Annotated in this window: 23 protein-coding genes; 15 read left to right on the top strand and 8 right to left on the bottom strand. The window is 73.0% G+C overall.

Annotated elements, in window-relative coordinates; all coding sequences use genetic code 11:
• Positions 1-6 precede the first annotated feature (6 nt).
• Together bioD and ACZ4TV_RS30590 are read left to right on the top strand one after the other, a co-directional pair.
• Positions 7-768 (top strand): dethiobiotin synthase, encoded by a 762-nt coding sequence (bioD, locus tag ACZ4TV_RS30595; RefSeq protein WP_468138377.1) that lies wholly within the window; start codon positions 7-9, stop codon positions 766-768.
• Positions 769-1,032: 264 nt separating this feature from the next.
• The gene (locus tag ACZ4TV_RS30590) at positions 1,033-1,707 is read left to right on the top strand and encodes a methyltransferase domain-containing protein (protein ID WP_468138375.1); all 675 of its coding nucleotides are present in this window, start codon (positions 1,033-1,035) and stop codon (positions 1,705-1,707) included.
• On the opposite strand, the gene ACZ4TV_RS30585 is transcribed toward ACZ4TV_RS30590, so the two are convergent.
• The gene (locus ACZ4TV_RS30585; protein WP_468138373.1) at positions 1,679-2,113 is read right to left on the bottom strand and encodes a GNAT family N-acetyltransferase; all 435 of its coding nucleotides are present in this window, start codon (positions 2,111-2,113) and stop codon (positions 1,679-1,681) included. The genes ACZ4TV_RS30590 and ACZ4TV_RS30585 overlap by 29 nt on opposite strands.
• A gap of 213 nt (positions 2,114-2,326) precedes the next feature.
• On the opposite strand from ACZ4TV_RS30585, the gene ACZ4TV_RS30580 reads away from it, so the two are divergent.
• From ACZ4TV_RS30580 to mug, 5 genes are all read left to right on the top strand, one after another.
• Entirely contained in the window at positions 2,327-3,661 is a 1,335-nt protein-coding gene (locus ACZ4TV_RS30580) for a hemolysin family protein (protein WP_468138372.1), read from the top strand.
• On the top strand, positions 3,658-4,683 hold the full coding sequence (locus tag ACZ4TV_RS30575) for a hemolysin family protein (RefSeq protein ID WP_468138371.1): 1,026 nt from the start codon (positions 3,658-3,660) through the stop codon (positions 4,681-4,683). The genes ACZ4TV_RS30580 and ACZ4TV_RS30575 overlap by 4 nt, the downstream gene beginning before the upstream one ends.
• A gap of 113 nt (positions 4,684-4,796) precedes the next feature.
• Positions 4,797-5,579 carry an SGNH/GDSL hydrolase family protein gene (locus ACZ4TV_RS30570; RefSeq protein WP_468138370.1) on the top strand — a complete coding sequence of 261 codons (783 nt, stop codon included), beginning with the start codon at positions 4,797-4,799 and terminating at the stop codon, positions 5,577-5,579.
• Between the two features lie 71 nt (positions 5,580-5,650).
• On the top strand, positions 5,651-7,084 hold the full coding sequence (gene purB / locus ACZ4TV_RS30565) for an adenylosuccinate lyase (protein ID WP_453787112.1): 1,434 nt from the start codon (positions 5,651-5,653) through the stop codon (positions 7,082-7,084).
• Positions 7,081-7,620 carry a G/U mismatch-specific DNA glycosylase gene (gene mug / locus ACZ4TV_RS30560; protein WP_468138410.1) on the top strand — a complete coding sequence of 180 codons (540 nt, stop codon included), beginning with the start codon at positions 7,081-7,083 and terminating at the stop codon, positions 7,618-7,620. Before purB ends, mug begins: the two co-directional genes overlap by 4 nt.
• On the opposite strand, the gene ACZ4TV_RS30555 is transcribed toward mug, so the two are convergent.
• The 3 genes from ACZ4TV_RS30555 to ACZ4TV_RS30545 are packed head-to-tail and all read right to left on the bottom strand — an operon-like array spanning position 7,617 to position 9,783.
• Entirely contained in the window at positions 7,617-8,054 is a 438-nt protein-coding gene (locus ACZ4TV_RS30555) for a hypothetical protein (protein WP_468138368.1), read from the bottom strand. The genes mug and ACZ4TV_RS30555 overlap by 4 nt on opposite strands.
• Positions 8,055-8,094: 40 nt before the next feature.
• Positions 8,095-8,844, bottom strand: coding sequence for an ABC transporter permease (locus ACZ4TV_RS30550; RefSeq protein WP_468138366.1), 750 nt, complete (start codon positions 8,842-8,844; stop codon positions 8,095-8,097).
• 27 nt (positions 8,845-8,871) lie between these two features.
• Complete coding sequence (locus ACZ4TV_RS30545; RefSeq protein WP_468138365.1) at positions 8,872-9,783, bottom strand: ABC transporter ATP-binding protein; 912 nt, start codon at positions 9,781-9,783, stop codon at positions 8,872-8,874.
• A 107-nt stretch (positions 9,784-9,890) separates the two neighbouring features.
• Here ACZ4TV_RS30545 and ACZ4TV_RS30540 point away from each other — a divergent pair, with 107 nt between their 5' ends.
• The 3 genes from ACZ4TV_RS30540 to ACZ4TV_RS30530 all read left to right on the top strand — a co-directional run bounded on the left by ACZ4TV_RS30540 (position 9,891) and on the right by ACZ4TV_RS30530 (position 12,981).
• Entirely contained in the window at positions 9,891-11,069 is a 1,179-nt protein-coding gene (locus ACZ4TV_RS30540) for a sensor histidine kinase (RefSeq protein ID WP_468138364.1), read from the top strand.
• Between the two features lie 4 nt (positions 11,070-11,073).
• On the top strand, positions 11,074-11,724 hold the full coding sequence (locus tag ACZ4TV_RS30535; protein ID WP_468138363.1) for a response regulator transcription factor: 651 nt from the start codon (positions 11,074-11,076) through the stop codon (positions 11,722-11,724).
• Between the two features lie 99 nt (positions 11,725-11,823).
• Positions 11,824-12,981, top strand: coding sequence for an ROK family transcriptional regulator (locus tag ACZ4TV_RS30530; RefSeq protein ID WP_468138362.1), 1,158 nt, complete (start codon positions 11,824-11,826; stop codon positions 12,979-12,981).
• A 154-nt stretch (positions 12,982-13,135) separates the two neighbouring features.
• Here the strand turns inward: ACZ4TV_RS30530 and ACZ4TV_RS30525 are convergent, their stop codons facing one another.
• The gene (locus tag ACZ4TV_RS30525; RefSeq protein ID WP_468138361.1) at positions 13,136-13,906 is read right to left on the bottom strand and encodes a GntR family transcriptional regulator; all 771 of its coding nucleotides are present in this window, start codon (positions 13,904-13,906) and stop codon (positions 13,136-13,138) included.
• A 288-nt stretch (positions 13,907-14,194) separates the two neighbouring features.
• On the opposite strand from ACZ4TV_RS30525, the gene ACZ4TV_RS30520 reads away from it, so the two are divergent.
• The 4 genes from ACZ4TV_RS30520 to ACZ4TV_RS30505 all read left to right on the top strand — a co-directional run bounded on the left by ACZ4TV_RS30520 (position 14,195) and on the right by ACZ4TV_RS30505 (position 20,484).
• A complete protein-coding gene (locus ACZ4TV_RS30520; protein ID WP_468138360.1) occupies positions 14,195-15,046 on the top strand; it encodes an alpha/beta fold hydrolase in 852 nt (283 codons plus the stop codon).
• 240 nt (positions 15,047-15,286) lie between these two features.
• Positions 15,287-16,855 (top strand): alkaline phosphatase D family protein, encoded by a 1,569-nt coding sequence (locus tag ACZ4TV_RS30515; protein WP_468138359.1) that lies wholly within the window; start codon positions 15,287-15,289, stop codon positions 16,853-16,855.
• Between the two features lie 196 nt (positions 16,856-17,051).
• Positions 17,052-18,536 carry a GNAT family N-acetyltransferase gene (locus ACZ4TV_RS30510; protein ID WP_468138358.1) on the top strand — a complete coding sequence of 495 codons (1,485 nt, stop codon included), beginning with the start codon at positions 17,052-17,054 and terminating at the stop codon, positions 18,534-18,536.
• Positions 18,537-18,783: 247 nt separating this feature from the next.
• Positions 18,784-20,484 (top strand): DUF885 domain-containing protein, encoded by a 1,701-nt coding sequence (locus ACZ4TV_RS30505; RefSeq protein WP_468138357.1) that lies wholly within the window; start codon positions 18,784-18,786, stop codon positions 20,482-20,484.
• Between the two features lie 126 nt (positions 20,485-20,610).
• On the opposite strand, the gene ACZ4TV_RS30500 is transcribed toward ACZ4TV_RS30505, so the two are convergent.
• Entirely contained in the window at positions 20,611-21,132 is a 522-nt protein-coding gene (locus tag ACZ4TV_RS30500) for a rhodanese-like domain-containing protein (protein ID WP_468138356.1), read from the bottom strand.
• 94 nt (positions 21,133-21,226) lie between these two features.
• Here ACZ4TV_RS30500 and ACZ4TV_RS30495 point away from each other — a divergent pair, with 94 nt between their 5' ends.
• Positions 21,227-21,673 carry an Lrp/AsnC family transcriptional regulator gene (locus ACZ4TV_RS30495; protein WP_468138355.1) on the top strand — a complete coding sequence of 149 codons (447 nt, stop codon included), beginning with the start codon at positions 21,227-21,229 and terminating at the stop codon, positions 21,671-21,673.
• Positions 21,674-21,765: 92 nt separating this feature from the next.
• On the opposite strand, the gene ACZ4TV_RS30490 is transcribed toward ACZ4TV_RS30495, so the two are convergent.
• Together ACZ4TV_RS30490 and ACZ4TV_RS30485 are read right to left on the bottom strand one after the other, a co-directional pair.
• Positions 21,766-24,786: an AAA family ATPase gene (locus tag ACZ4TV_RS30490; protein WP_468138354.1), complete on the bottom strand. Its 3,021-nt coding sequence runs from the start codon at positions 24,784-24,786 to the stop codon at positions 21,766-21,768.
• On the bottom strand, positions 24,783-25,952 hold the full coding sequence (locus ACZ4TV_RS30485; RefSeq protein WP_468138353.1) for an exonuclease SbcCD subunit D: 1,170 nt from the start codon (positions 25,950-25,952) through the stop codon (positions 24,783-24,785). Before ACZ4TV_RS30485 ends, ACZ4TV_RS30490 begins: the two co-directional genes overlap by 4 nt.
• Between the last annotated feature and the right edge of the window lie 58 nt (positions 25,953-26,010).

Below are 26,010 nucleotides of genomic sequence, written 5' to 3'. Positions count from 1 at the left end.
AGCGCAATGACCCAAACTCTGGAAACATCCGTACTGATGGTGTCCGGGACGGGCACGGAGATCGGCAAGACGGTCGTCACGTCGGCGATCGCGGCCGCGGCGGTGGCGGCCGGCCGCTCGGTGGCGGTGCTCAAGCCCGCACAGACGGGTGTCGGCCCGCAGGAGCCGGGGGACGCCGCGGAAGCGGTCCGCCTGGCCGGACCCTCCGTCACGGCGGTGGAACTGGCGCGCTATCCCGAGCCTTTGGCCCCGGACACGGCGGCCCGCCGCTCGGGGCTCCCGGCGCTCGCCCCGGCGGACATCGCGGAGGCCGCGCGGCAGTTGTCCCTGGACCACGACCTGGTGCTGGTGGAGGGCGCGGGCGGACTGCTGGTCCACTTCGACGAGGCGGGCCACACGCTGGCCGACGCAGCCCGCCTCCTCGACGCCCCGACCCTGATCGTCGCTCCGGCGGGCCTCGGAACCCTCAACTCCACCACCCTCACGGCGGAAGCCCTCCGCGCCCGGAACCTGACCCCGCTGGGCGTGGTGGTCGGCAGCTGGCCCGAAACCCCGGACCTGGCGTCCCGCTGCAACCTGGCCGACCTCACCAAGGCCTCGGGCCTCCCCCTCCTGGGCGCGATCCCGGAGCACTCGGGCACCCTCCCCCCGCCCCACTTCCGCACCACGGCCCCGTCCTGGCTGGCCCCACCCCTCCACGGCACCTGGTCAGCCCACTCCTTCCTGTCCACCTGGTCCCCCCCGCCCTACGCCCGCGCCGGCGTCTGAGCCCTGCCCGCCCCAACCGATCCCCGCCGCACCAATCCAGCCCCGCCGGGCACATCCAGCCCCGCCGGCGTTTGAGGCGCGGGGCCCGGGGCGGAGCCCCGATCTTTCAGCCTCGCCGGCGTTTGAGGCGCGGGGGTCCGGGGGCAGCGCCCCCAGCAACGGCGCCGCACCCGGGAGGCACACCGGAACCCGCACCCCAGGGATGAGCGCCAGCGAAAAGGGCAAGCTGGAGGTACACGACCGCCCCCCACCCGGAGGCCCGTCATGCCCCTGCGCCGCCGCCACCCCGCCCCACCCCGCGACCCCGTCCACCACCCCCTCTTCGCCCGCTTCTACGCCCGCGCCAGCAAAGCCGCAGAGACCCGCGCCGGCATCGCCCCCCTCCGTACCGAACTCCTCCACGGAGTGACCGGCCGCGTCATCGAGATCGGCGCCGGCAACGGCCTGAACTTCCCGCACTACCCCCGCACCGTCTCCGAAGTGGTCGCCGTCGAACCGGAGCGCACCCTCCGCCGGCTCGCCGCCTCCGCCGCCCTCCGCTGCGAGGTCCCCGTGGACGTCGTACCCGGCGCCGCCGAGGCCCTCCCGGTCAAGAGCGAGGCCTTCGACACCGCCGTCGCCTCGTTGGTGCTGTGCTCCGTACGGGACCTGCCCCGCTCCCTCTCCGAACTGCACCGCGTCCTGCGCCCCGGCGCCGAGCTGCGCTTCTTCGAGCACGGCCTCGCGCCCGGCCCCGGTATGGCGGCCGTCCAGCGCACCCTGGACCGGACCGTCTGGCCCCACCTCTTCGGCGGCTGCCACACCGCTCGCGACCCGCTCGCCGCCATCGAGGCCGCCGGCTTCCGGATCGTCCGGCACCGCGGCTTCCGGTTGCCCGAGCGCGGCCCGGCCCTCCCCACCTCTTACTGCGTCATCGGGGCGGCCCGCCGAGCGGCTTGACCCAGCGCGTCCACTGCTCCTCGGGCCGGTACCCCGCCGCGTCCCACACCCGGTGCGCCCGCTCGTTGCGGTCGAGCACCATCGCGTCCCCCCGCCGCCCGCCGAGCGCCACGAAACGTTCCTCGGCGGCGGCCAGCAGCGCGGCCCCGATCCCCTGCCTGCGGTGCCCGGGGTGCACGGCGAGCCGGTACAGGTGACAGCGCCACCCGTCGAAGCCGGCGATCACGGTCCCGACCAGTTCGCCGTCGCGCCGGGCGAGCAGCAGTGCGTCGGGGTCCCGCTCGTGGAGGCGTTCGACCCCGGCGAGGTCGTCACTGATACTCGTTCCCTCGGCGGACGTCTTCCAGAAGTCGAGTACGGCGCCGAGATCCGCGGCCGACGCGGGGTCGATATGAAGATCACTCATGTCCGGATCCCATCACCCGGCCGCACCCCGCCAAAAGAATGATCCGTTCTCTTTGCCCGTCCTTTACCATGTGGGCAAAGGTCCTCTTGATGAACTTGATGAAAGGTGTGAGCGTCCGCCCATGGGCGAGCCTCCCAGTCCACGACATACCCGGTCGCGACATCGCGCGGTACCCCTCCTCCTGTCCGATCATGGGACGGAGGTGAGCGACCGATGACCGAAGTGCTCCTGCTCGTCGTGGCACTGCTGCTCTGCATCGCCTGCGGAGCGTTCGTCGCGGCCGAGTTCTCGCTGACGACCGTCGAGCGCAGCGAACTCGAACGGGCCGTCGAGCGCGGCGAGCGCGGGGCCGACAGCGCCCTGGCGGCCGTCCGCACCCTGACGTTCCAGCTCTCCGGCGCCCAGCTCGGCATCACCGTGACCGGCCTGGTCATCGGCATGATCTCCAAGCCGTCGATCGCCGCCCTGCTCCAGGGCCCGTTCAAGGCCCTCGGCCTGTCGGCCGGCGCCGCGTCCTCCACCGCCCTGGTCCTGAGCACCGTCCTGTCGACCGTCGTCCTGATGGTGATCGGCGAGCTCGTACCGAAGAACTGGGCGATCTCCTCCCCGCTGGCGCTCGCCAAGCGCGTGGCGACCATGCAGCGGGTCTTCAGCCGGGCCTTCAAACCCCTGATCAGCCACCTCAACACCACCGCGAACCACATGGTGCGCCGGCTCGGCATGGAGCCGGCCGAGGAGCTGGCCTCCGCGCGCACCCCGCAGGAGCTGGTCGCCCTGGCGCGCCATTCCGCGAAGGCGGGCGCCCTGGAGAAGGACACCGCCGAGCTGTTCGTCCGGACCCTGAACCTGGCCGACCTGACCGCGGAGAACGTCATGACCCCGCGCGTCCAGGTCACCGCCCTCGACGTGCAGACCACCGCCGAGGACGTGGCGAACGCGACGCTGGCCACCGGCCTGTCCCGCTTCCCCGTCTACCGCGGAAGCCTCGACACCGTCGTCGGCACCGTCCACATCAAGGACGTACTGGCCCTGCCCGCCGAGCAGCGCCGCCGCCACCCGGTGTCACAGCTGCTGCGCGAGCCCCTCCTCGTACCGGAGTCGCTGACCGTGGACCGGCTGCTGGACCGGCTGTCCGGCAAGCAGACGATGGCCGTGGTCATCGACGAGTACGGCGGCACGGCCGGTGTGGCCACGCTGGAGGACATCGTCGAGGAGGTCGTCGGCGAGGTCCGCGACGAGCACGACCCGCACGAGACCCCGGACCTGGCCCCGGCCGGTACGGACGGCTCCGGGCGCCTGCTCTACTCCGCCGACGGCGCGGCGCGCACCGACCAGCTCCAGCGGATCGGACTGCGCGTGCCGGACGGCCCGTACGAGACCCTGGCCGGCCTGATAGCGACCGAGCTGGGCCGGATCCCGGCCGTCGGCGACAGTCTGGAACTGGGTGGCTGGCAGCTGGACGTGGTGGACGCGGGCGGGCGGCGGGCCGCGCGGGTGCTGCTGCACGCCCCGGCCGACCCCGCCGACGGAACGGAGCAGGCCCGATGACCGCCATTCAGCTGCTGATCGGACTGGCGACCCTGGTCGTCAACGCCTTCTTCGTCGGTGCGGAGTTCGCCCTGATCTCGGTCCGGCGCAGCCAGATCGAGCCGTACGCCGAGCGGGGCGACCGGCGGGCCCACTCGGTCCTGTGGGGTCTGGAGCACGTCTCGGCGCTGATGGCCGCGGCCCAGCTGGGCATCACGCTGTGCACGCTGGTGCTGGGCGTGGTGGCCGAACCGGCCATCGCCCATCTGCTGACCCCGCTGTTCGACCTCGTCGGCGTACCGCACGGCGTGACGCACGCCATCTCCTTCGTGGTGGCGCTGGCGCTGGCGACGTACCTGCACATGCTCTTCGGCGAGATGGTGCCGAAGAACGTGGCGCTGTCCGAGCCGGTGCGCACCGCACTGCTGCTGGGGCCGCCGCTGGTGGCCCTCACGCGGGCGCTGCGGCCGGTGATCTTCACGATCAACGCCTTCGCCAACGTGCTGCTGCGACTGCTGCGGGTGGAGGTCAGGGACGAGGTGACGGCGACCTTCTCGGACGACGAGCTGGCACGGATGGTCAAGGACTCCAGTGACGCGGGGCTCCTCGACGACCGGGCGAGAGAGCGCCTGCACGACGCCCTGGAACTGGGCCGGCGTCCCGTGACCGATGTGGTGCTGCCGGCCGACCGGGTGGTTCCGGCCCGCGAGGGGATCACTCCGGCCGCGCTGGAGCGGCTGTCCGCCGAGTCCGGGTACTCCCGGTTCCCGGTGATCGACGCGCAGGACAGGATCCTGGGCTACCTGCACGTCAAGGACGCCCTGGACGCGGCCGGGGAAGCACGGGACGAGCCGTTCCCGGTGTCGGCGCTGCGGCCGATCGCCCAGGTACGGGCGGAGACCCCGCTGGACGACGTGCTGACCGCCATGCGGCGCAGCCGTACGCACCTGGCGGCGGTCCTCGGGGCGAACGGTGCCATGACGGGCCTGGTCACGATGGAGGACGTCCTGCGGGACCTGTTCGGCAGGCCGGCGTCCTCGTAATCCCTCCATCCGTCATCCCTCCATCCCTCCATCCCTCCATCCGTCCATCCGTCCAGAACGCGTGGTCCCCGGCCTGCGGGGCCGGGGGTACCGCGCGGTAACATCACTCCGCCATGGAGATGAATGCCTCGTACACCAGCTTTGTCGCGGTCGGCGACTCCTTCACCGAGGGCATGTCGGACCTGCTTCCGGACGGGTCCTACCGGGGCTGGGCCGACCTGCTGGCCGCCCGCCTCGCGGCGCGGGAGCCGGGCTTCCGTTACGCGAACCTCGCGGTCCGCGGAAAGCTGATCGGGCAGATCGTGGAGGACCAGGTCCCGGTGGCGGCGGCGATGGGCGCCGATGTCGTGACCCTGGTGGGCGGGCTGAACGACGCACTGCGCCCCAAGGTGGACATGGGCCGGGTCCGGGACCACCTGGAGGCGGCCGTGGAACTCCTCGCGCCGTCCTGCAAACAGCTCGTCCTGATGCGCTCCCCGGGGCGCAGAGGGCCGGTGATGGAGCGCTTCCGGCCGCGGATGGAGGAGCTCTTCGCCACCATCGAGGAACTCGCCGCCCGGCACGGCGCCCTGGTGGTGGACCTGTACGGGGCGCCCGTGCTCGGGGACCCCCGGATGTGGGACGTCGACCGGCTGCACCTGACGGCCGAGGGACACCACCGGGTGGCGGAGGCCGTGTGGCAGACGCTGGGCCTGCCCGCCGAGCGGGACTGGCGCACCGGCCTGCCCGCCGCCGCACCCCCCGGGTGGACGGTACGCCGGGCCCAGGACCTGAGCTTCGCCCGCCGGCACCTGCTGCCCTGGATCGGCCGCCGCCTGACGGGCCGCTCCTCCGGGGACGGCCGCCCGGCCAAGCGCGCGGAGCTGCTGCCGTACGAGGACTCGCCGGTCTCGTAGCAAGGCACAATCGACAGCGGTGGCCCTACCTGCGTAAACGCACAGCGGCGGCCCAAGTAGAATCCCTCCACGTGACTGCCAAGCCCCGCATCCCCAATGTCCTGGCCGGCCGCTACGCCTCCGCGGAGCTCGCCGTCCTGTGGTCCCCCGAGTACAAGGTGACGCTGGAGCGGCGGCTGTGGCTCGCCGTGCTGCGCGCCCAGAAGGACCTCGGTATCGAGGTCCCGGACGAGGCCCTCGCCGACTACGAACGCGTCCTGGAGACCGTCGACCTCGCCTCCATCGCCGAGCGCGAGAAGGTCACCCGGCACGACGTGAAGGCCCGCATCGAGGAGTTCAACGCCCTCGCCGGTCACGAGCACGTCCACAAGGGCATGACCTCCCGCGACCTGACCGAGAACGTCGAGCAGCTGCAGATCCGGCTCTCGCTGGAGCTGGCCCGGGACCGTACGGTCGCCGTCCTCTCCCGTCTCGGCAAGCTGGCCGGCGAGCACGCCGAGCTGGTCATGGCCGGCCGCTCTCACAACGTGGCCGCGCAGGCGACCACGCTGGGCAAGCGCTTCGCCACGGCGGCCGACGAGCTGCTGGTGGCCTACGACCGCCTCGAGGACCTGCTGGGCCGCTACCCGCTGCGCGGCATCAAGGGCCCCGTCGGCACCGCCCAGGACATGCTCGACCTGCTTGGCGGCGACGCCGCCAAGCTCGCCGACCTGGAGCAGCGGATCGCCGCCCACCTCGGCTTCGCCCAGGCCTTCACCTCGGTCGGTCAGGTCTACCCGCGCTCGCTCGACTACGACGTGGTCACCGCGCTGGTGCAGCTGGCCGCCGCCCCCTCGTCGATCGCGAAGACGATCCGTCTGATGGCCGGCCACGAGCTGGTCACCGAGGGCTTCAAGCCCGGCCAGGTCGGTTCCTCCGCGATGCCGCACAAGATGAACACCCGCTCCTGTGAGCGTGTGAACGGCCTGATGGTCATCCTGCGCGGCTACGCCTCGATGACCGGCGAGCTGGCCGGCGACCAGTGGAACGAGGGCGACGTCTCCTGCTCCGTGGTCCGCCGCGTGGCCCTGCCGGACGCGTTCTTCGCCTTCGACGGCCTGCTGGAGACCTTCCTGACGGTCCTCGACGAGTTCGGCGCCTTCCCGGCCGTCGTCGCCCGCGAACTGGACCGCTACCTGCCCTTCCTCGCGACCACCAAGGTCCTGATGGGCGCGGTGCGGGCCGGCGTGGGCCGCGAGGCCGCCCACGAGGTCATCAAGGAGCACGCGGTCGCCTCCGCGCTCGCCATGCGCGAGCAGGGCGCCGAACGCAACGAGCTGCTGGACAAGCTGGCCGCGGACGAGCGGATGCCGCTGGACCGGGCCCAGCTCGACGCCCTGATGGCCGACAAGCTGTCCTTCACCGGCGCCGCGGGCGACCAGGTCGCGGCCGTGGTCTCCCGTATCGAGGCGATCGCCAAGCAGCACCCGGAGGCCGCCGGGTACGCGCCGGGGTCGATCCTCTGACCCCCGACGAGCTGAACGCCGCCCGCGACCGCGTCCTCCCGGACGTGGTCGCGGGCGGTCTGCGTGTGCTCTTTTGCGGGATCAATCCGGGACTCCTCTCCGCCGCGACGGGCCACCACTTCGCCCGCCCCGGCAACCGGTTCTGGCCCGTCCTGCACCTCTCGGGCTTCACCCCGCGCCGGCTGGCCCCCGCGGAGCAGGAGGAGCTGCTGACCTACCGTCTCGGCATCACCAACGTCGTGGCCCGTGCCACGGCACGCGCCGACGAGCTGAGCGCCGAGGAGTTCCGCGAGGGCGGCCGGCTCCTGACGGCCAAGGTGGACCTGCTGCGCCCCCAGTGGCTGGCGGTGGTCGGAGTCACCGCCTACCGCACCGCCTTCGGCGAACGGAAGGCGCAGATCGGCCCCCAGGAGCGGACCATCGGCTCCACCCGCATCTGGGCCCTGCCCAACCCCAGCGGCCTCAACGCCCACTGGACCGCCGAATCCATGGCCCACGAGTACGCCCGCCTCCGCGCGGCCGCCGGGTCCTCCTAGGGCGGGTCGATGACCGTGACCCCTGCCATCAGCAGGTACGGGGTCTCCGTGTCCCACTGGGCGACATAGGCGACCAGCCACCGGTCCTCGATCCGCCACAGGTGCACGTGGTCGGTGCTGTTGCTCACCTCGTCCCACGGCTCCGGTATCTCCTCCCCGTCAAGGCTCCGGTCCAGCACCGACGCCAGGCTGAAGATCTGCGGCTCCCCCCACCGGTGGCTCACGGCCTGGGCGAGCGCCCCGTACTCGGCCCTGACCTGGTCGACCGCCTCGATCCGGCCCGAGCCGTCGTCGTCCCAGAAGTCCCGCGTCCGAGCGAGCTGGACCAGGTGGAAACCCGGACCGCTGCTGTTTCCGACGGTCCGGACCGGCTCGGGCGGGAACTCCTTCACCCGGAGCCGGTCGATCGTGTCGAGGTGCTCTGCCGTGGTCATACCGTCAGTATCCCGACGCCCACTGACAACTGGCCCGGCGTCACGCGTCCCGGCGGCGCACCGCCAGCCAGCCACCGAACACCGCGGCTCCCGCCCACAACGCCATCACGCCGAGGCCGGTCCAGGGACCGAGACCGTCCTGCGCCTGCGAGTGCATCACCATCTGCCCGGCACGGTCCGGCAGGAACTGGGCCACACCCCCCGAAGCCTCGCCGACGATGAACGAAACCAGCAGGACGAACGGTATGAGCAGGCTCAGCACGGCCGTTCCGCTCCGCAGCACCGCGGCCAGCCCTGCCGCGAACAGCGCCATCAGTGCGAGGTAGAGCCCGCTGCCGACGATGGCACGGTAGGTACCCGGGTCGCCGAGCTCAAGGGCGTAGGGGCCCATGAACGCCTGGCCCGCGACGAAGGTGACCAGCCCGGTGATCTGACCCACGAGCAGGGCCAGTCCCCCCACCATCGCCATCTTCGACAGGTAGAAGCGGGTGCGGTTCGGCACGGCGGCCAGCGAGGTGCGCAGAGCGCCGTTCTGGAACTCGCAGGAGAGGGCGCCCGCTCCGAAGGTCATGGCGGCGATCTGGCCGAAGAGGAGCCCGTAGTAGGCCGCGTAGAGCGGGTCCGATCCCATGCTGCCGGCTTCGGCCTTGCCTATCGCCGCGGCCGTCAGCACCTGGATGCCCGCGGTCGCGGCGAAGACGGCTATCAGTGCCCCGAAGGTGCCGCGCAGGGACCGTATCTTGATCCATTCCGAGTGCAGGGCGGGGACGGTGGGCAGAACGGCGCGCATGGCGGTGCCTCCTGAAGGTCGGAAAAGTCAGCGAGTTGCGGTGAACTGCGCGTGATCGGCGGTGAGGTCGAGGTAGGCCTGCTCCAGCGAGGCGCGCTCATCGGAGAGTTCCAGCATGGGGATGCCCTCGCGGGCGGCCAGGCCGCCGAGCTGTTCGGCCTGCATGCCTTCGACGGTCCATCGCCCGTCGTCCGCCGTCACCAGCTCGAAGCCGTCCCGGGCCAGGGCGGCCCGCAGGCGTATCGGGTCGGAGGTGCGCAGGCGCACCCTCTGGGTGCTGCGGGCGTCGATGAACTCCTTCATCGAGGTGTCGGCCAGCAGCTTGCCGTTGCCGAGCACGACCAGGTGATCGGCGAGCGCCGAGGTCTCCGACATCAGGTGACTGGAGACCAGGACGGTGCGCCCTTCGGCGGCGAAACCGCGCATCAGCTCGCGGATCCAGATGATGCCCTCGGGGTCGAGGCCGTTGGTCGGCTCGTCCAGCAGGAGCACGCCGGGGTCGCCCAGCAGTGCGGCGGCTATGCCGAGGCGCTGGCGCATGCCGAGCGAGAAGGACTTGATCCGCCGCTTGGCCACGGACGCTATGCCGGCCTGCTCCAGGACCTCGTGCACCCGGCTCATCGGCACACGGCCGGCCGCGGCGAGAAAGCGGAGGTGGTCCTGGGCGGTGCGCCCGCCGTGCGCAGCCTGCGCGTCCAGGAGGGCGCCGACCCGGTGCAGCGGGTCCGGGAAGTCCAGATAGCTCCGGCCACCGATGGTGGCGGTGCCCGACGTGGCCCGGTCCAGCCCCAACAGCAGCCGCATCGTGGTGGACTTGCCGGCGCCGTTGGGGCCCAGGAATCCGGTGACCCTCCCGGGCAGGACGTCGAAGGTGAGGGCGTCCACCGCACGGTGGGTGCCGTATTCCTTGGTGAGTTCTCGGATCTCGATCGTGTTCATGCCTCAAGACTCGCCGCCCGCCCACCCCCTTCCCTCCCCCGTGCGGGGGGATCGTCTCCCCCGCACGGGGGAGACGTCGGCCGGCCGCCGACTGTCAGGATGAGGACATGTACCGACTGCTTCGTGCGCCCCTCCGAGGGGTCACGTACACCCGCTGGCTGCACCTGCTGGTCCCGATCCTGATCGTGTCCATCTGGCTCTTCATAGAGCCGGAATGGCCTTGGATGCCCGCCCTGATCGTCGCGCCGTTCGGCCTGGTCCCCTGGGTGCGGCTGGCCGAGGGGCTGCAGGCCCAGTTCCTGCTGACCCCGCACGAGCGCGGCGCACATGACGGGTCCATCAGCACCGCGCCGTCCGCGCGTTGGGGGGACCGCTGGCGGACCGTCGCGTGGCTGGAGATACGCCTCGTGCTGGCCGGGGTGGCCATGATGGCAACGGTATGGCTGCCCATCATGGCGCTGGAGCTCGCCTTCACCGGTGCCGGGCGCTCCCTGGGGGCGGACGACGTCATTCTCCCCTTCACACCACCACGTTGGGCGGCCGTCGTCCTGGTGCCGCTACCGCTGATCCTGCTGTTGGTCGTGGTGGTCCTGCTCGGCGAGGCCGTCACCGCCATCGCCTCCAGACTGCTGGGGCCTTCGGCGGCCGAGCGGCTGACCGCGCTGGAGGCACGCACCGAGCAGCTGCTGGAGCGCAACCGGATCGCGCGGGAGCTGCACGACTCCATCGGGCACGCGCTGACCGTGGCGGTCGTGCAGGCGGGCGCCGCCCGGGCCGCGGGGAACGCGGAGTTCACCGAGCGCGCGCTGTGTGCGATCGAGGAGACGGGACGGGCCGCGCTGGAGGATCTGGAACGGGTGCTGGGGGTGCTGCGGGAGTCGGGACAGCCTCCGTCGCAGCGGCCGACGCTGGCGGAGGCGGACCGGCTGCTGGAATCGGCCCGGGCCTCTGGCTCCGCCGTGGACGCACAACTGACGGGGGCGCTGGAGCAGTTGCCCGGGCCCGTCACCCGGGAGGGGTACCGGATCCTGCAGGAGGCGCTGACCAATGTGCTGCGGCACTGCGGGTCCGTACCGGTCCGCGTGCGGGTGGAGATGACCGCGGGCCGGCTGGACCTGGAGGTGACGAACCCGCTGCCGGAAAGCCCCAGGGTCACGGTCGGCGGCGGCAGCGGGCTGCGCGGGATAAGGGAGCGGGCCGCGCTGCTCGGCGGGGAGGCGGAGACGGGGCCGTACGAGGGCGGCTGGAGAGTGCACGCACGACTTCCGCTGGAGCGAATACGCTGACCGGATGCCGGTTACCGTACTGCTCGTCGACGACGAACCCCTGGTGCGCGCGGGTCTGCGTGCCGTCCTGGATGCCCAGCCCGATATCGAGGTGGTGGGCGAGGCGGCCGATGGCGCCTCCGTGATCCCGCTCGTCCGGCAGCTGCGGCCGGACGTGGTGGCGATGGACGTCAGGATGCCGCTGCTCGACGGGATCGAGGCGACCCGCGCGGTCCTGCGGACGGTGGACTCCCCGCCGAAGATCCTCGTGGTGACCACCTTCGAGAACGACGAGTACGTCTACCAGGCGCTGCGGGCCGGGGCGGACGGGTTCCTCCTGAAGCGCGCCCGGCCTTCGGAGATCGTGCACGCGGTACGGCTGGTGGCAGAGGGCGAGACGCTGCTCTTCCCGGCGGCCGTACGGGCTCTGGCCGCGGAGTACGGGAACCGGCAGGCGCGGGCGGCGCTGGAACGGGCCGCGCTGACCGAGCGGGAGGAGGCGGTCCTGCGGCTCATGGCGCGCGGCTTCACCAACGTGGAGATCGCGGCGGAACTGATCATCGGCACGGAGACGGTCAAGTCCCATGTCAGCGCGATCCTGGCGAAGTTGGGTGCGCGGGACCGTACCCAGGCGGTGATCACGGCGTACGAGTCGGGGTTCGTCTCCCCGGCCTGAAGGGAGGGCTGTTCCGGCCGATGGGGGGCCGCTTCTCGCCGCCGCACCGGGCGGGCAGTACGATCCGGCTGACAAGCTCGCTAGCTGGGAGGACACACGTTGGGGCAGCTGACCGGCGGGGACCCCTCTCTGCTCCGGCGGATCAATTCCGCCGTGGTGCTTCGGGCACTGCGCACGGCCGGATCGGCGACCCTCACCGACCTCACACGGCTGACCGGACTCTCCCGGCCGACCGTCGAAGGTGTGGTGGAGGGGCTGATCGCGACCGGGCTCGTCGTCGAGGCCGATGCGGAGGAAGGCGCGCGACGGCAGGGGCGACCGGCCAGGCGGTTCCGTTTCCGGGTCGAAGCGGGTCACCTGCTCGGCATCGAGATCGGCTCGCACCGGATCGCGGTGCTGCTGTCCGGACTGGACGGCCGCATCATCGGCGCCGGCACCAAGGAGGTCGCGGAGACGGCGTCCGCCGACGAACGGCTGGAGCGGGTGAGAGCGGCCGTCGCCGATCTGCTGCGCCGCGCCGGGGTGCCGCGAGACTCCTTGCGGGCGGTCGGGGTCGCCAGCCCCGGGATCGTGGAGGCGGACGGCACGGTCCGCCTCGGCACCGCGCTGCCCGGCTGGACCGGGCTGCCGCTCGGGGAGCGGCTGCGGCGCTCGTTCCGCTGCCCGGTGCAGGTGGAGAACGACGCCAACGCGGCAGCGCTCGCCGAGCACTGGAAGGGGGCGGCCCGGGACACCGGCGACATGGTGTTCGTGATGGCGGGGCTCAGTCCCGGCGCGGGCTCGCTGATCGGCGGCCGGCTGCACCGGGGCTTCGGCGGGGCGGCCGGCGAGATCGGCGCCCTGCACCTGCTGGGCCGCGAGGTCACGCCCGAGCGGCTGCTGTCGACCACCGGTGAGCCACTGCATCCACTGGACGAGCCGGCCGTCGCCGAGGTCTTCGCGATGGCCAAGCGGGGCGACGAGCGCGCGGTGGCCGCCGTGGAGCGGTTCCTGCAGCGACTGGTGCACGACGTGGCGGCGCTGGTCCTGGCCATGGATCCGGAGCTCGTGGTCGTCGGCGGCTGGGCGGCCGGCCTGGACGGGGTCCTGGAACCCCTCCGCCAGGAACTGGAACGCTACTGCCTGCGCCCGCCGAAGGTGGCCCTGTCCCTGCTCGGCGAGGCCGCCGTGGCGACCGGCGCCCTCCGCCTCGCGCTGGACCACGTCGAGGAGGAACTCTTCGCGGTGGAGAAGACGGTCACGGCCCGCCACCGCTGACCCCGCCCCCGCGCGGCCGGGAACGCGGTACGGCCCGGCCCGGCGACAGCTGGACCGGGCCGTACCCGCACGCTCATGCTCGTGCTCACGCTGCCGCCGTGGTGCCCGCCTCGGGCACCGGGGGGCGCGCCGAGATGCCGGGCGCGCCCTGGCGTCAGGAAGCGACGCGGGGCTCGTGCGTGATCTCGACGTTGCCCGAATCGCCGAACGTGAGGCGGCAGGTGTCGGCGCGGTAGGTGGCCACCGAGACCGCGGCCGTGCCCGCGGTGGTGAAGTAGCGCGTGGTGACCAGGAGCACGGGGGCGCCGGGCAGCCGGTCCAGCTCCTTGGCGTCGTCGGCGCGGGCGGAGCCGAGCTCCACCGAGCGGTCCTGGCCGTCGAGGACCAGCCGCTGGAGCTCACGCAGGACGGCGCGGGCGCGGGCGGGTCCGGACGGGGCCTCGATGGCGGGCACTCCGGGCACCGAGACGACCGGGACGTAGAGCAGTTCGGCGGCGACGACCTGCCCGTGGGAGGTCCGGATCCGGCGCACCGTGTGGACCGGCTGGTCGGCGGCGAAAGCCCCACCGGCACCGAGGAGTTTCAGCACCGCGGCCGACGGCAGGGTCTCGGACGCGTCCAGCGGCTCCCAGCCGTCGACGCTCTCGCCCGGCCAGCTGTGCTGCGCACTGCCGACGGGGACGCCGACGCGCGGCGGGGCGACGGTCGTGCCGACACCGCGGCGACGCTGCAGCCGCCCTTCGAGCTCCAGCTGCTCCAGCGCCTGACGCAGGGTCGCACGGGCGACTCCGAAACGGGCCGCGAGCTCACGCTCGTTGGGCAGGACCTCGCCGACGGCGAAGTCCTGGTCGAGCGCCTCGCTGAGGACGGTCTTGAGGTGCCAGTACTTCGGCTCCGGCACCGTTTCGAGCTGCGTGGTCCCCACCCTGACTCCTCCTGCCATCGCTGCACTCGCCGTGTGTTCCAGCGGCAGTTCTGCGCCCTTGTTTATTAAAGGTTCCTGCACTATCCCTGCGACGATAGGACCGGGCATCCCCTTGGTCAAGACCAATGCTCATGCCTTTGCCGGGCAGATCGGGCATACGTATCAAGCCGTTCACGGGATGTTCTCGTGGGTCCCGAAGGCTTGTAGTCAAGGGCTACCGGACGGTAATCATGGCAGCAGGCATTACTGACAGCCTGTCTCACACGCGTCCAACCGACGAGGAGCAGCATGACCGCCACGGTCTCCTTCACGATCAGTTCGCCGCTCGGCCCCCGCACCGCCACCGTCGCCTACGAGCGCAAGGGCGCCGGCGAACCGCTTCTCCTGCTGCACGGCATCGGTCATCACCTCCAGGCCTGGCACCCGGTCATGGACATCCTGGCCGCCGAGCACGAGGTGATCGCCGTCGACCTGCCCGGCTTCGGCGCCTCGGAGCCACTGCCCCAGGGGGTTCCGTACTCCCTCGGGAGCGTGGCCCCGGCTCTCGGGGCGCTCTGCACGGCCCTCGGCGTCGAGCGCCCGCACGTCGCGGGCAACTCACTCGGCGGGCTGCTCGCCCTCGAAATGGGCCGGAGCGATCTCGTCCGCTCGGTCACCGCCCTCTCCCCCGCCGGGTTCTGGACGGAGGGCGAGCGCCGCTACGCCTTCGCCGCCCTCCTCGCGATGCGCGCCGGCGCCAGGGCGCTGCCCGTCCCCGCCGTGGAGCGGCTCTCGCGCAACGCCGCCGGCCGCGCCGCGCTCACCGGGACCATCTACGCCCGCCCGTCCCGCCGTTCGCCCGAGGCCGTGGTCGCCGAGACCCTCGCCCTGCGCGATGCCACCGGTTTCGAGGAGACCCTGGCCGCGGGCGGTTCCGTACGGTTCACCGACGACGTGCCCGGTCTGCCGGTCACCATCGCCTGGGGAACCCGCGACCGGCTGCTGCTGCGCCGCCAGGGCGTACGCGCCAAGCAGACCGTCCCCGGCGCCCGGCTGGTCCGGCTCCCGGGCTGCGGCCACGTCCCGATGAGCGACGATCCCGCGCTCGTCTCCCGGGTGGTGCTGGACACGGCCCGCAGCGCGAGCCGTACGGCCGCCTGAGGGATACCCCCGGGAACGGCTGAACCGCCCCACAGGCGCCCGGCCGCACAGCTGGGCGCCCGGCCGCACAGCTGGGCGTCCGAGCGCCTGAGCGGCCGATGAGGGGCTAGGCGCCTGAGCGTCCGAACGGATGAGCGGCTGACGGCTGTTCATCCGTGGTTCGCGTGGGCGACGCGGCCGGGCCGGTGTGCAGGGGCACGCTGGTCCGACCCGTTCTCGCCGGCCCCTGGAGACGCACCGATGGCATCGATGCCGCACACCCGACGGTCCCTCATCGGCGGTTCCCTCGCCCTGTCCTCCGCGCTGCTCGCCGCTCCGGCGCTCGCCGCCCCCGCGTTCGCCCGCTCCGGCCGGCCGAACGCGCTCTGGGGCGTCCAGTCCGGCGAGATCACCGCCCACTCGGCCACCGTCTGGACCCGTTCCGACCGCCTCGCGCGGATGTACGTCGAGACCTCCCCGAGCGAGGCGTTCCGTTACGCCGTACGCCGCCACCGCGGCCCGCTGCTCGGCCCGTCCAGCGACTTCACCGGAACCACCGTCCTGCGCGACCTTCCACCCGGGCAGCAGATCCACTACCGGGTCGTCCTGGCCGACCCCGACGAGCCCCGCCGCACCGCCCAGCCGGTCCACGGCACCTTCCGCACCACCCCCGTCTCCCGCCGCCACGACGTGCGCTTCCTGTGGTCCGGCGACCTGGCAGGCCAGGGCTGGGGCATCAACCCGGACCTCGGCGGCTACCGCGTCTTCGAGGAGATGCGCCTGCGCAACCCCGATTTCTTCCTCTTCAGCGGGGACACGATCTACGCCGACGGGCCGATCAAGCCCTCTGTCCCCCTGCGCGACGGCACCCTCTGGCGCAACGTCACCACCGAGGAGAAGGCGAAGGTCGCCGAGACGCTCGCCGAGTTCCGCGGGAACTTCCGCTACAACCTGCTCGATCACAACCTGCTCGGCTTCAACGCCCAGGTCCCGGTCCTCGCCCAGTGGGACGACCACGAGGTGCGCAACAACTGGTACCCGGGCCAGCTGATCGACGACCCCCGCTACACCGTCAAGGCGGCCGACACGCTCGCCGCCCGTGCCCGGCAGGCCTTCGGCGAGTACTTCCCCGTCACCGACCTGCGCGGCGGCCGCGCCGAGGGACGGATGTACCGCGTGATGCGCTACGGCCCGCTGCTCGACGTCTTCGTGCTCGACATGCGCACCTACCGCGGGGTCAACTCCCCCGGCACCCAGACCGAGGACCCCATCGGCATCCTCGGGCCCGAGCAGCTGGGCTGGCTCAAGCGCGAGCTCTCCCGCTCCCGCGCCACCTGGAAGGTCATCGCCGCGGACATGCCGCTGGGCATCGTCGTCCCGGACGGGGCCGCGAACTTCGAGGCCGTCGCCCAGGGCGATCCCGGCGCCCCGCTGGGGCGCGAACTCCAGATCGCCGAACTCCTGCGGCATATCAAGCACCAGCGCATCACCGGCACCCTCTGGCTCACCGCCGACGTGCACTACACCGCAGCGAACCACTACGCGCCCGAGCGGGCCGCCTTCACCGACTTCGCACCCTTCTGGGAGTTCGTGTCCGGCCCGATCGGGGCCGGCGGTTTCCCGGCCGGGCGGCTCGATGCCACCTTCGGCCCCCGCACGGCGTACGTCCAGTCGGCTCCCTTCGCCAACATGGCCCCCTCGGAGCACCCTCCGTACTACGGCGAGGTCGAGATCGACGGCGGCAGCGGAGAACTCACCGTCCGGTTGCGGCGCCAGGGTGGCGGCGTACTGTACGCCACGACGCTCCAGCCCGGGCGCGTGGGCCAGTAGGGCTCCCCCGGCCCCCGCTCTCCCGCTCCCTCGCCCCGCCCGCCCCGCGCCCGCCCCGCGCCCGCCCCGCCCCGCCCCCGGACCGGGATTCCGGAAATGGCCAGGAAAACGGGGTGAAATCGGCCAGATGGACACTTAACCAGTCGGTCACAGACCGTTCGTGATCACGCAACACCCCTACGCCACAGTGGTGTGCATGACTGACCGTAACCCCGCCTCCGCCCACCGTTCCCACCATCACCACTGGCGCCGCGACCTCGTCGAACTCGCCGCACTGTTCTGCGCCGTCGCGGTCGCCGACGCCATCGCCAATCTCGTCGTGCACGGTCCGAGGGGCCCGGTCCTGCTGGTCGCCTCGGCCGTCGCACTCCTGGTGACCGCTGCCTTCCACACCTGGTGGGCACGGCGCCATAGCCATGCGCCGCCGCCGCACAGCACAGCGCCCACCGATCCGACGCCGCTCCCGGCACCGGCCCAAGGCCCCGGCGCGGCCGCCCACACCACCACCCTGTGGCGGATGCGCACGACCGTACGGGACGAGCCCGGCTCCCTGGCCGCCCTCTGCACCGCCCTCGCCCGGAGCGGCGTCGACATCCTGACCCTCCAGACCCATCCGCTCCCCGAGGGCGGCACGGTCGACGAGTTCCTGCTGCGCGCCCCGCAGCAGCTGCCCTCCGCCGACCTCACCCGCGCCATCGCCGGGGCCGGCGGACACAGCACCTGGATCGAGCGCGCCGACGCCCACGACCTGGTCGACACCCCGACCCGGGTCCTCGGCCTGGCCACGCGCACCGCCCTGGACGCCGCCGAGCTGCCCCTCGCACTGCGCCAGTTGCTCGGCCGCTGCACGATCCACTCCATCCCCGCGACCACCCTCTCCGGCCGGCCCAACGTCGGCGCCGACGCCCCGGTCGAAGGTGTCCTGGAGGCCACGGTCATGCGGCTGCGCGACCCCTCGGGCGGTGCGATCACCGTCGAGCGGCCCTACCTGCCCTTCACCCCGACCGAGTTCGCCCGGGCCCGCGCCCTGGTCGAGCTCGACGCCCGGCTCGGCCCCCGCGTCCCGCGCAGCCAGGACGTGCTGACCCTGCCCGAGGGCAACGAGATCACCGTGCGCCGCGCCGACGGCTCCGACCAGGCGGCGGCCCGCGCGATGCACGACCGCTGCTCCGAGCGCACCCTCTCCCTGCGCTACCACGGTCCCGTCGCCGACGCCGACCGCTACCTCGGCCACCTGCTGAGCCCGCGCTTCGGCCGTACCCTCGCCGCCACGACCGCGTCCGGGAAGCTCGTCGCCCTCGGCCACCTGCTGTGGGACGGCGACGAGACCGAGGTCGCCCTGCTCATCGAGGACGACTGGCAGCGCCGCGGCATCGGCTCCGAACTGCTCCGCAGGCTCATCGCGATGGCCGTCGAGGCCGGTTGCGACAGCGTGTACGCCGTCACCCGGGCCTCCAACACCGGCATGGTCGCCGCCATGCGCGGCCTCGGCCTCCCCCTCGACTACCAGATCGAGGAGGGCACCCTGGTGATCACGGCCCGGCTGGACGCGACCCCGGTCAGCTCGCGACCGGCCCACGAGCTCCCGTACGAGCTTCCGTACGGGCTCCCGTACGAGCTTCCCCGCGCCCTGCCCCGCGCGCTCCCGCACGAACACCAGGCTCCGCGCCACCGGCACTAAGCGCACGGTCCGGTCCGGCCCGGCCCCGCGGACCGCCCGCGAGCCGCCGGGCCGGTCCGCCGGACACCACGCCGCCACGAAGCCCCGACGCACAAGCGCAGTCGGTGCTCCCCGACGGGGACGGCAGGACCGGCTCCGGCTCCGGCTCCGGCTCCGGCTCCGGCTCCGGCTCCGGCTGCGGCTCACGTCAGCAGGCTGACAGCGAACGGTGATGACGGGAGCCCGTCTCACATACGAAGATGGCCGTATGTCAGAGATCCTCCACGGCAGCGCACCCCTGCTGCCCCGCCAGGTGGCCGACGCGTACGTCGACGACCTCATCGCCCTCGACCCGATCACGGGCACCTACCTCGGTGTCGCCGAGAGTTCCGGCAAGCTTCCGGACTTCTCCCCGGCGGGGCGCGCGGCCGTCGCCGAGCTCTCCCGTGTCACCCTCGCCCGCCTCGACGCCGCCGAGTCGCTGCCCGGCGCCGACAGCGACGCCGAGCGCCGCTGCGCCCGTCTGCTGCGCGAGCGCCTCACCGCCGAGCTCGCGGTCCACGAGGCCGACGAGGAGCTGTGCACGGTCAGCAACCTCCACAGCCCCGCGCACTCCGTCCGCGAGGTCTTCAACCTGACCCCCGCCGACACCGACGAGGACTGGGCGGCGATCGTCGAACGGCTGCGCGCCGTGCCGGCCGCCTTCGAGAGCTACCGCGAGAGCCTGCGACTCGGCCTGGAACGCGGTCTGTACGGCGGCCCGCGCGCCACCGTCACCATGGTCGGGCAGCTCACCACCTGGGCCGGCCAGGACGGCGCCGACGCCCCCTTCTTCGAGGACTTCGCCTCCCGCGGCCCGCAGTCCCTGCGCGCCGAGCTGGACGCGGCTGCCGCCGGCGCGACCGCCGCCGTGGTCGAACTGCGCGACTGGATGAGCACGGTGTACGCCCCGGCCGTCGAGGGCAGGCCGGACACCGTGGGCCGCGAGCGGTACGCCCGCTGGGCCCGGTACTTCAACGGCACGGACCTGGACCTGGACGAGGCGTACGCCTACGGCTGGTCCGAGTACCACCGGCTGCTCGCCGAGATGAAGACCGAGGCGGGCAGGATCCTCCCGGGCGCCGGTCCCTGGGAGGCGCTGAAGCACCTGGACGAGCACGGCACCCACATCGAGGGGGTGGACGAGGTCCAGGCCTGGCTGCAGGGCCTGATGGACGAGGCCATCGAGAACCTCGACGGCACCCACTTCGAACTCGCCGAACGCGTCCGCCGAGTGGAGTCCCGCATCGCCGCTCCGGGCGGGGCCGCGGCCCCGTACTACACCTCTCCCTCGGAGGACTTCTCCCGCCCGGGCCGCACCTGGCTGCCCACCATGGGCCTGACCCGCTTCCCCGTCTACGACCTGGTGTCGACCTGGTACCACGAGGGCGTCCCGGGCCACCACCTGCAGCTCGCACAGTGGACCCACGTGGCGGACTCCCTCTCCCGCTACCAAGCCACCGTCGGCACGGTCAGCGCCAACTGCGAGGGCTGGGCGCTGTACGCGGAACGGCTGATGGACGAGCTGGGCTACCTCAAGGACGCCGAGCAGCGCCTGGGTTACCTGGACTGCCAGATGATGCGCGCGGTGCGGGTCATCCTGGACATCGGCATGCACCTGGGCCTGGAGATCCCGGCGGACTCCCCGTTCCACCCGGGCGAGACCTGGACGGTGGACCTGGCGCAGGAGTTCTTCGGCCTGCACAGCGGCCGGCCGGCGGAGTACGTCGAGAGCGAGCTGATCCGCTACCTGTCGATGCCGGGGCAGGCGATCGGCTACAAGCTGGGCGAGCGCGCCTGGCTGCTCGGCCGGGAGAACGCGCGGGCCGCGCACGGCGATTCCTTCGACCTGAAGGCCTGGCACATGGCGGCGCTGTCGCAGGGTTCGCTGGGGCTGGACGACCTGGTGGACGAGCTGTCGAAGCTCTGACACGACGGACGGGCCGCTCCTTCCCCCAAGGGGTGAGCGGCCCGTCCGCGTGGACCTCGTACGCCGCGTGGACCTCGTACGGCGTGAGGATCTCGTACGCCGCGCAGCCCTCGTAAGGCGCACACGTCAGCAGCCGCAGTCGTCCGAGTCGGTCGGCGCGGTCAGCGGGTCGGCCTCGGCGCGCTGCTGGCTGCCCTGCCAGGTCTCGACCTCGAAGCCCTCGCGGATCCAGTACTCGATACCGCCGAGCATCTCCTTGACCTGGAAGCCGAGTTCGGCGAGGGCGAGGGCGGAGCGGGTGCCGCCGTTGCAGCCGGGGCCCCAGCAGTACGTCACCACGGGGACGTTCTTGTCGAGGAGCCGCTCGGCCTGCTCGGGGATGAGGGCGGTGGGCAGGTGGATGGCGCCCGGCACGTGGGCCTGGTCCCAGGACGGGGTGGAGCGGGAGTCGATGAGCTGGAAGCCGAGCTCGGCGCCCTGCTCGCGGTGCGCCTTGAAGGCGGAGGCGACGTCCGACACGTCCGCGTGGAAGGCGAGGCTCGCGGCGAAGTACGCGGCGGCCGCGGCCGGGGAGGCCGGAGGCACCCGGAGCACGGGGTTGGCGGTAGCGGTGGCGGGGGCGGAGGAGGCGTTCTGCGTCGTCGTCATGGCAAGAAATCTACGATCTGTTGATCATCACCGGAAGTGGTTTTCCCCGGCCTTTTCCTTGTCCATCCGGGGATTTCCCTGCTAGACCTGCACCATGACCGAGTATTCCCCTGACGCCACTGACTGGCGGATCCTCGAAGCCCTCCAGCGGGACGGGCGCGCCAGTTTCACCGAGCTCGCCCGCTCCGTGTCCATGTCCGCGAGCGCGGTGACCGAGCGGGTCCGCCGGCTGGAGGAGATCGGCATCATCACCGGCTACACGGCGTTGGTGGACCCGGAGAAGCTGGGCAAGTCGATCCTCGCCCTGGTGCGGCTGCGTTATCCGCACGGCAACTACAAGCCGTTCCACGACTTCCTGGACGCCACCTCCGAGATCCTGGAGGCCCATCACGTGACCGGCGACGACTGTTTCGTGCTCAAGGTCGCGGCCCGTTCGATGGCCCACCTGGAGGAGGTCACGGGCCGGATCGCCGGCCTCGGCCCGGTGACGACGAGCATCGTGTACTCCTCGCCGCTGCCCCGCAGGCCACTCAGTCCCTGAAGCCTCGGTCCCTGAAGCCGCGGTCCCAGAAGCCTCGGTCCCTGAAGCCTCGGTCCGCACAGCCCGGTCGCCACAGCCCGGTCCCCGAAGCCTCAGTCCGTCAGCGCCGCTGTCCGGTGGCGCACCACGGAGCCGCCGCGCTGCTTGACGATCTCCAGCTGGGCCTGGACCCGGGTCCGCAGGTCCGCGACGTGACTGACGATGCCGACGCTGCGGTCCCGCTCGCGCAAGGAGTCCAGTACGTCGAGCACCTCGTCCAGCGCCTGGTCGTCGAGGCTGCCGAAGCCCTCGTCGATGAAGAGGGTGTCGAGACGCATGCCGCCCGCCTCGTCGGTGACCACGTCGGCGAGGCCCAGCGCGAGGGCGAGCGAGGCGAAGAAGGTCTCGCCGCCCGAGAGCGTGGCGGTGTCCCGCTCGCTGCCGGTCCAGGCGTCGACCACGTGCAGCCCGAGGCCTGAGCGCCCTCGTCCGCTCGCGCGCGCGTCGGAGTGGACCAGGGTGTAGCGGCCGCCGGACATGCGCAGCAGCCGTACCGTCGCGGCGGCGGCCACCTGCTCCAGGCGGGCGGCCAGTACGTAGGCCTCCAGGCGCATCTTGCGCTCGTTGTCGGCGGAGGTGCCCGCGGTGAGTCCGGCCAGCCGGGCCACCCGCTCGTAGTCCTCCCGCAGCGGGCCGAGTGCGCGCAGTTCCTGCTCCGCCTGGCGGGAGAGGCGGTCCAGCTCCGTGCAGCGCACCCGGGCCGCGTCGGCGGCCGACCCTGCCGTACGAAGCTTCGCCGCGGCCTCGGTCGCGTACGCCTCGGCCGCGTCCGGTGCGGCCGGAGGCAGGGCTGCCGCTTCGGCGGTGCCGGTCTCGCGGCGGCGGTCCGCCAGCGTGGCCTCCTCCGCCTGCCAGGCGTCCAGCTGGTGTTGGAGCGCGGTGCGCTGGTACTCGGGGAGCACCGCTTCCGCGGCGGCCTCGACGGTGTCGAAGCCGGCCTTGAAGGCGGCGTCGGCGAGCTGGTCGTCGGCCTCCTTCAGCCGGGCGGCGGTGGTCTCGGCCCGGCGCACCGAGGCGGCGGCCCCGGAGACCATCCGGACCCGGTCCTCCAGGGTCCGGGCGCGGGCCGCGACGGTGGGCGCGTCGCCCCGTACGAGGGTGAGCTCTGCCTCCAGCGAGGCCTGTTCGCGGTCCAGGGCCTCGCGGCGGGAGGCCCGGGCGGCGGCCAGCGTCTCGGCGTCCAGCCGGGCGGCGCTGCGCGCGGCGTGCTCCCGCTCGGCCCGGGCCAGCCGCTCCCGGGCGGCGTGCAGTCCGGCGGCCGCGGCGTGGGCGGCGGCATGACGGGCGCTCAGGTCCGAGGTCAGGGCGAGGAGTTCCTCGGTGGTGGCGTCCCCGGCGTCCCCCGCGGCGGCAGCGGCCTCGGCGCGGGCCTCCCGGGCGGCGGCGAGCCGGCGTTCGACGACGGCCCGGGCCTGATCGGCCTGCTCGAAGAGGGCGTGCGCGGCGTCCTCGGCCGCGCGGTCGACATGGCCGGGGGCCGGGCGGGCCGGAGCGGGGTGCTCCGCGGATCCGCACACGCTGCACGCCTCCCCCGCCACCAGGGCTTCGGCGAGCTCGGCGGCGATCCCGCGCAGCCGGGCCTCCTTGAGCTCCAGCCAGCGCTCCCGGGCGGCGGTCGACTCCTCGCGCAGGGTCAGCAGTTCGCCTGCGGCGCGCTCGGCGTCGGCGGCGAACTCGTCCCGTCGGCGGGCGGCGTTCAGGTGCATCCGGGCCGGTTCCAGCCGACCCGCGAGCTGCTCGGCCAGGGTCGCGGCCTGCTGGGCGGCGTCCACGCGCTCCTGCAGGGCGGCCCGGGTCGCCTCCCAGCGCTCCAGCCACTCGGCGGACTCCTGGTGCTGCTCCTCGGCGGCCCGGGACTCGCGTTCCAGATCGGCCCGCTCGCGGCCGATCTCGGCACTGCGCTGCTCGGCCCGGTGGGCGGCGCTCAGCGCGCCCAGGTCCTCGCGCAGCCGCTGCTCGACGGCGGCCAGCTGCTCGGCGCCCGCCTCCTTGAGCGGGGGCGGGAGTTCGGCCCGGGCGGCCGCCTCGGCGTGCGCGGCGGCGAGGTGCGCGGCGCAGGCCGCTCCGCGCAGCTCCAGGGCGGGGGCCACCAGGGCGCCCCGCCGGGCCCGGTCCAGCAGGCCGCTGACCCGCTCGCGCTCGGGCGCCGCCCCGGCGAGCAGGGCGGCCCGGCGGGCGGTCTCCGCGTGCCGGCGCTGGAGCCGGTCCAGTTCCCGCGCGTCCTCGGCGGCCCGCCGGGCGGCGGCGTACCGGCCCTCGACCGCGGCCAGCGCGTACTCTGCGACCTCCAGCCGCTCCCGGGCCGCGCACCGGGCGACGGCCGCCCAGGCCCGGACCGCCTCGGCGAGCCCCGGGTCTCCCGGCTGGCGCGCGGGCAGCGGCCAGTCACGCAGGTCGGCGCTGTCCCCGGCGGCCTGGGCGAGGCGCTGCGCGGTGTGGAGCACCTTCTCGTCGCCGGCCCGGACCTTCGCCTCGGCGGCCCGGCGGCGTTCCCCGAGCAGGGCCTCGACGGCGGCGAAGCGGCGGGTGTCGAAGAGCCGGCCGAGCAGCCGGCCGCGCGCCGCCTCGTCGGCGCGCAGGAACCGCGCGAACTCTCCCTGCGGCAGGAGCACCACCTGGCAGAACTGCTCCCGGCTCATGCCGAGGAGCTGCTCGACCTCCTCGCCGATCTCCTGATGGGAACGGCTGAGGGCGAGCCACCGTTCCCCGTCGTGTTCGCGCAGCCAGCTCTGTGCCTTGTCCTTGGTGGTGCCAGTCCCGCGCTTCTTCGGGCGCTCCTGTTCGGGGCGCCGGGTGATCTCCAGGCGGCGGCCGCCGGCGGTGAGTTCGAGGGTGACTTCCGTCGGGGTACCGGCGGAGGCGTGGTCGCTGCGCAGGCTGGTGCCGGGGGCCTGGCGGGGGCCGGGCACGGACCCGTAGAGCGCGTAGCAGACGGCGTCGAGCACGGAGGTCTTGCCCGCGCCGGTGGGCCCGTGGAGCAGGAAGATCCCGGCGCCGGACAGTGCGTCGAAATCGATCTCCTGCGGCTCGGCGAACGGCCCGAAGGCGGTGACGGCCAGCCGGTGCAGCCTCATCGGTGGGTCTCCTGGCGGCTGTCGTCGGCCCGTACGTCGTCGAAGGCGCCCTGCAGGACGGCCCGTTCGGCCTCGTCCGGGTGGCCGCCGCCGCGTACGTGGGCGACGAAGTCCTCGGCGATCTCCTGGTCGGTGCGGCCCCTGAGCCGCTGGGCGTAGGAGGCGCCGGTCTCCTCCTCGCGGCCCTGGGGGTCGAAGGCGAGGCTGAGGGTGTGCGGGAAGCGGGCGGCGAGCCGGGCCATGGGGTCCTCGGGGCGCACGGGGTCGGTGAGGGTGGCCTCGACCCAGGCGTCCTCGTGCACCGCGTACGCCGGGTCCTCCAGCAGGTCCTCCAGCGGTCCGCGCAGCCGCGCGAGGGCCCGCGGCACGGGGGTCTCGATCCGCTCGGCGCCGGCGATCTCCCCCTGCGCGCCCAGCTCGATCAGCCACATGGTCTTGCGGTGGTCGGCCTCGGAGAAGGAGTAGGCGAGCGGGGAACCGGAGTAGCGGATGCGTTCGTTGATGGTCTGACAGCCGTGGAGGTGGCCGAGGGCGGCGTAGTCCACCCCGTCGAAGACGGAGGCGGGCACGGCCTCGACCCCGCCGACGGTGATGTCGCGCTCACTGTCGCTGGCCTGCCCGCCGGTGACGAATGCGTGCGCCAGGACGATGGAGCGGGTGCCGGGCGCGCGGGTCGCCAGGTCGGCCCGGATCCGGTCCATGGCCACGCCCAGCACGGCCTCGTGGCTCACCTTGTCCGCGCCGAAATCGCCCCTCACCAGGGCCGGTTCGAGGTACGGCAGCCCGTACAGCGCCACCTCTCCGTGTACGTCGGCCAGTACCACGGGGTCGGCGCAGCCGGCCGGGTCGGTCCGCAGGTGGATCCCGGCCCGGCCGATCAGCCCCGCGCCGACGCCGAGCCGGCGGGCGGAGTCGTGGTTGCCGGAGATCATGACGGTGGGGACGCCGAGCCCGGCGAGCCGGTGCAGGGCCCGGTCGTACAGCTCGACGGCGGGCAGCGGGGGCACGGCCCGGTCGTAGATGTCACCCGCGACGAGGACGGCGTCGACCTCGTGCTCGCGGACGGTCTCGACGAGGTGGTCGATGAAGGCCGCCTGGGCGCCGAGCAGGTTCACGCGGTGGAAGGCCCGGCCGAGGTGCCAGTCGGAGGTGTGCAGGAACTTCACTCGCCGGCCCCGCCGCGCATGCCGTCTCCCCCTGGTCGTCTCCCGCTCGCTGAACCCC

The organism is Streptomyces sp. NPDC028910, assembly GCF_055564955.1.
The sequence above is the reverse complement of the archived record's forward strand: the minus strand, read 5'-3'. Positions and strand labels throughout refer to the sequence as shown.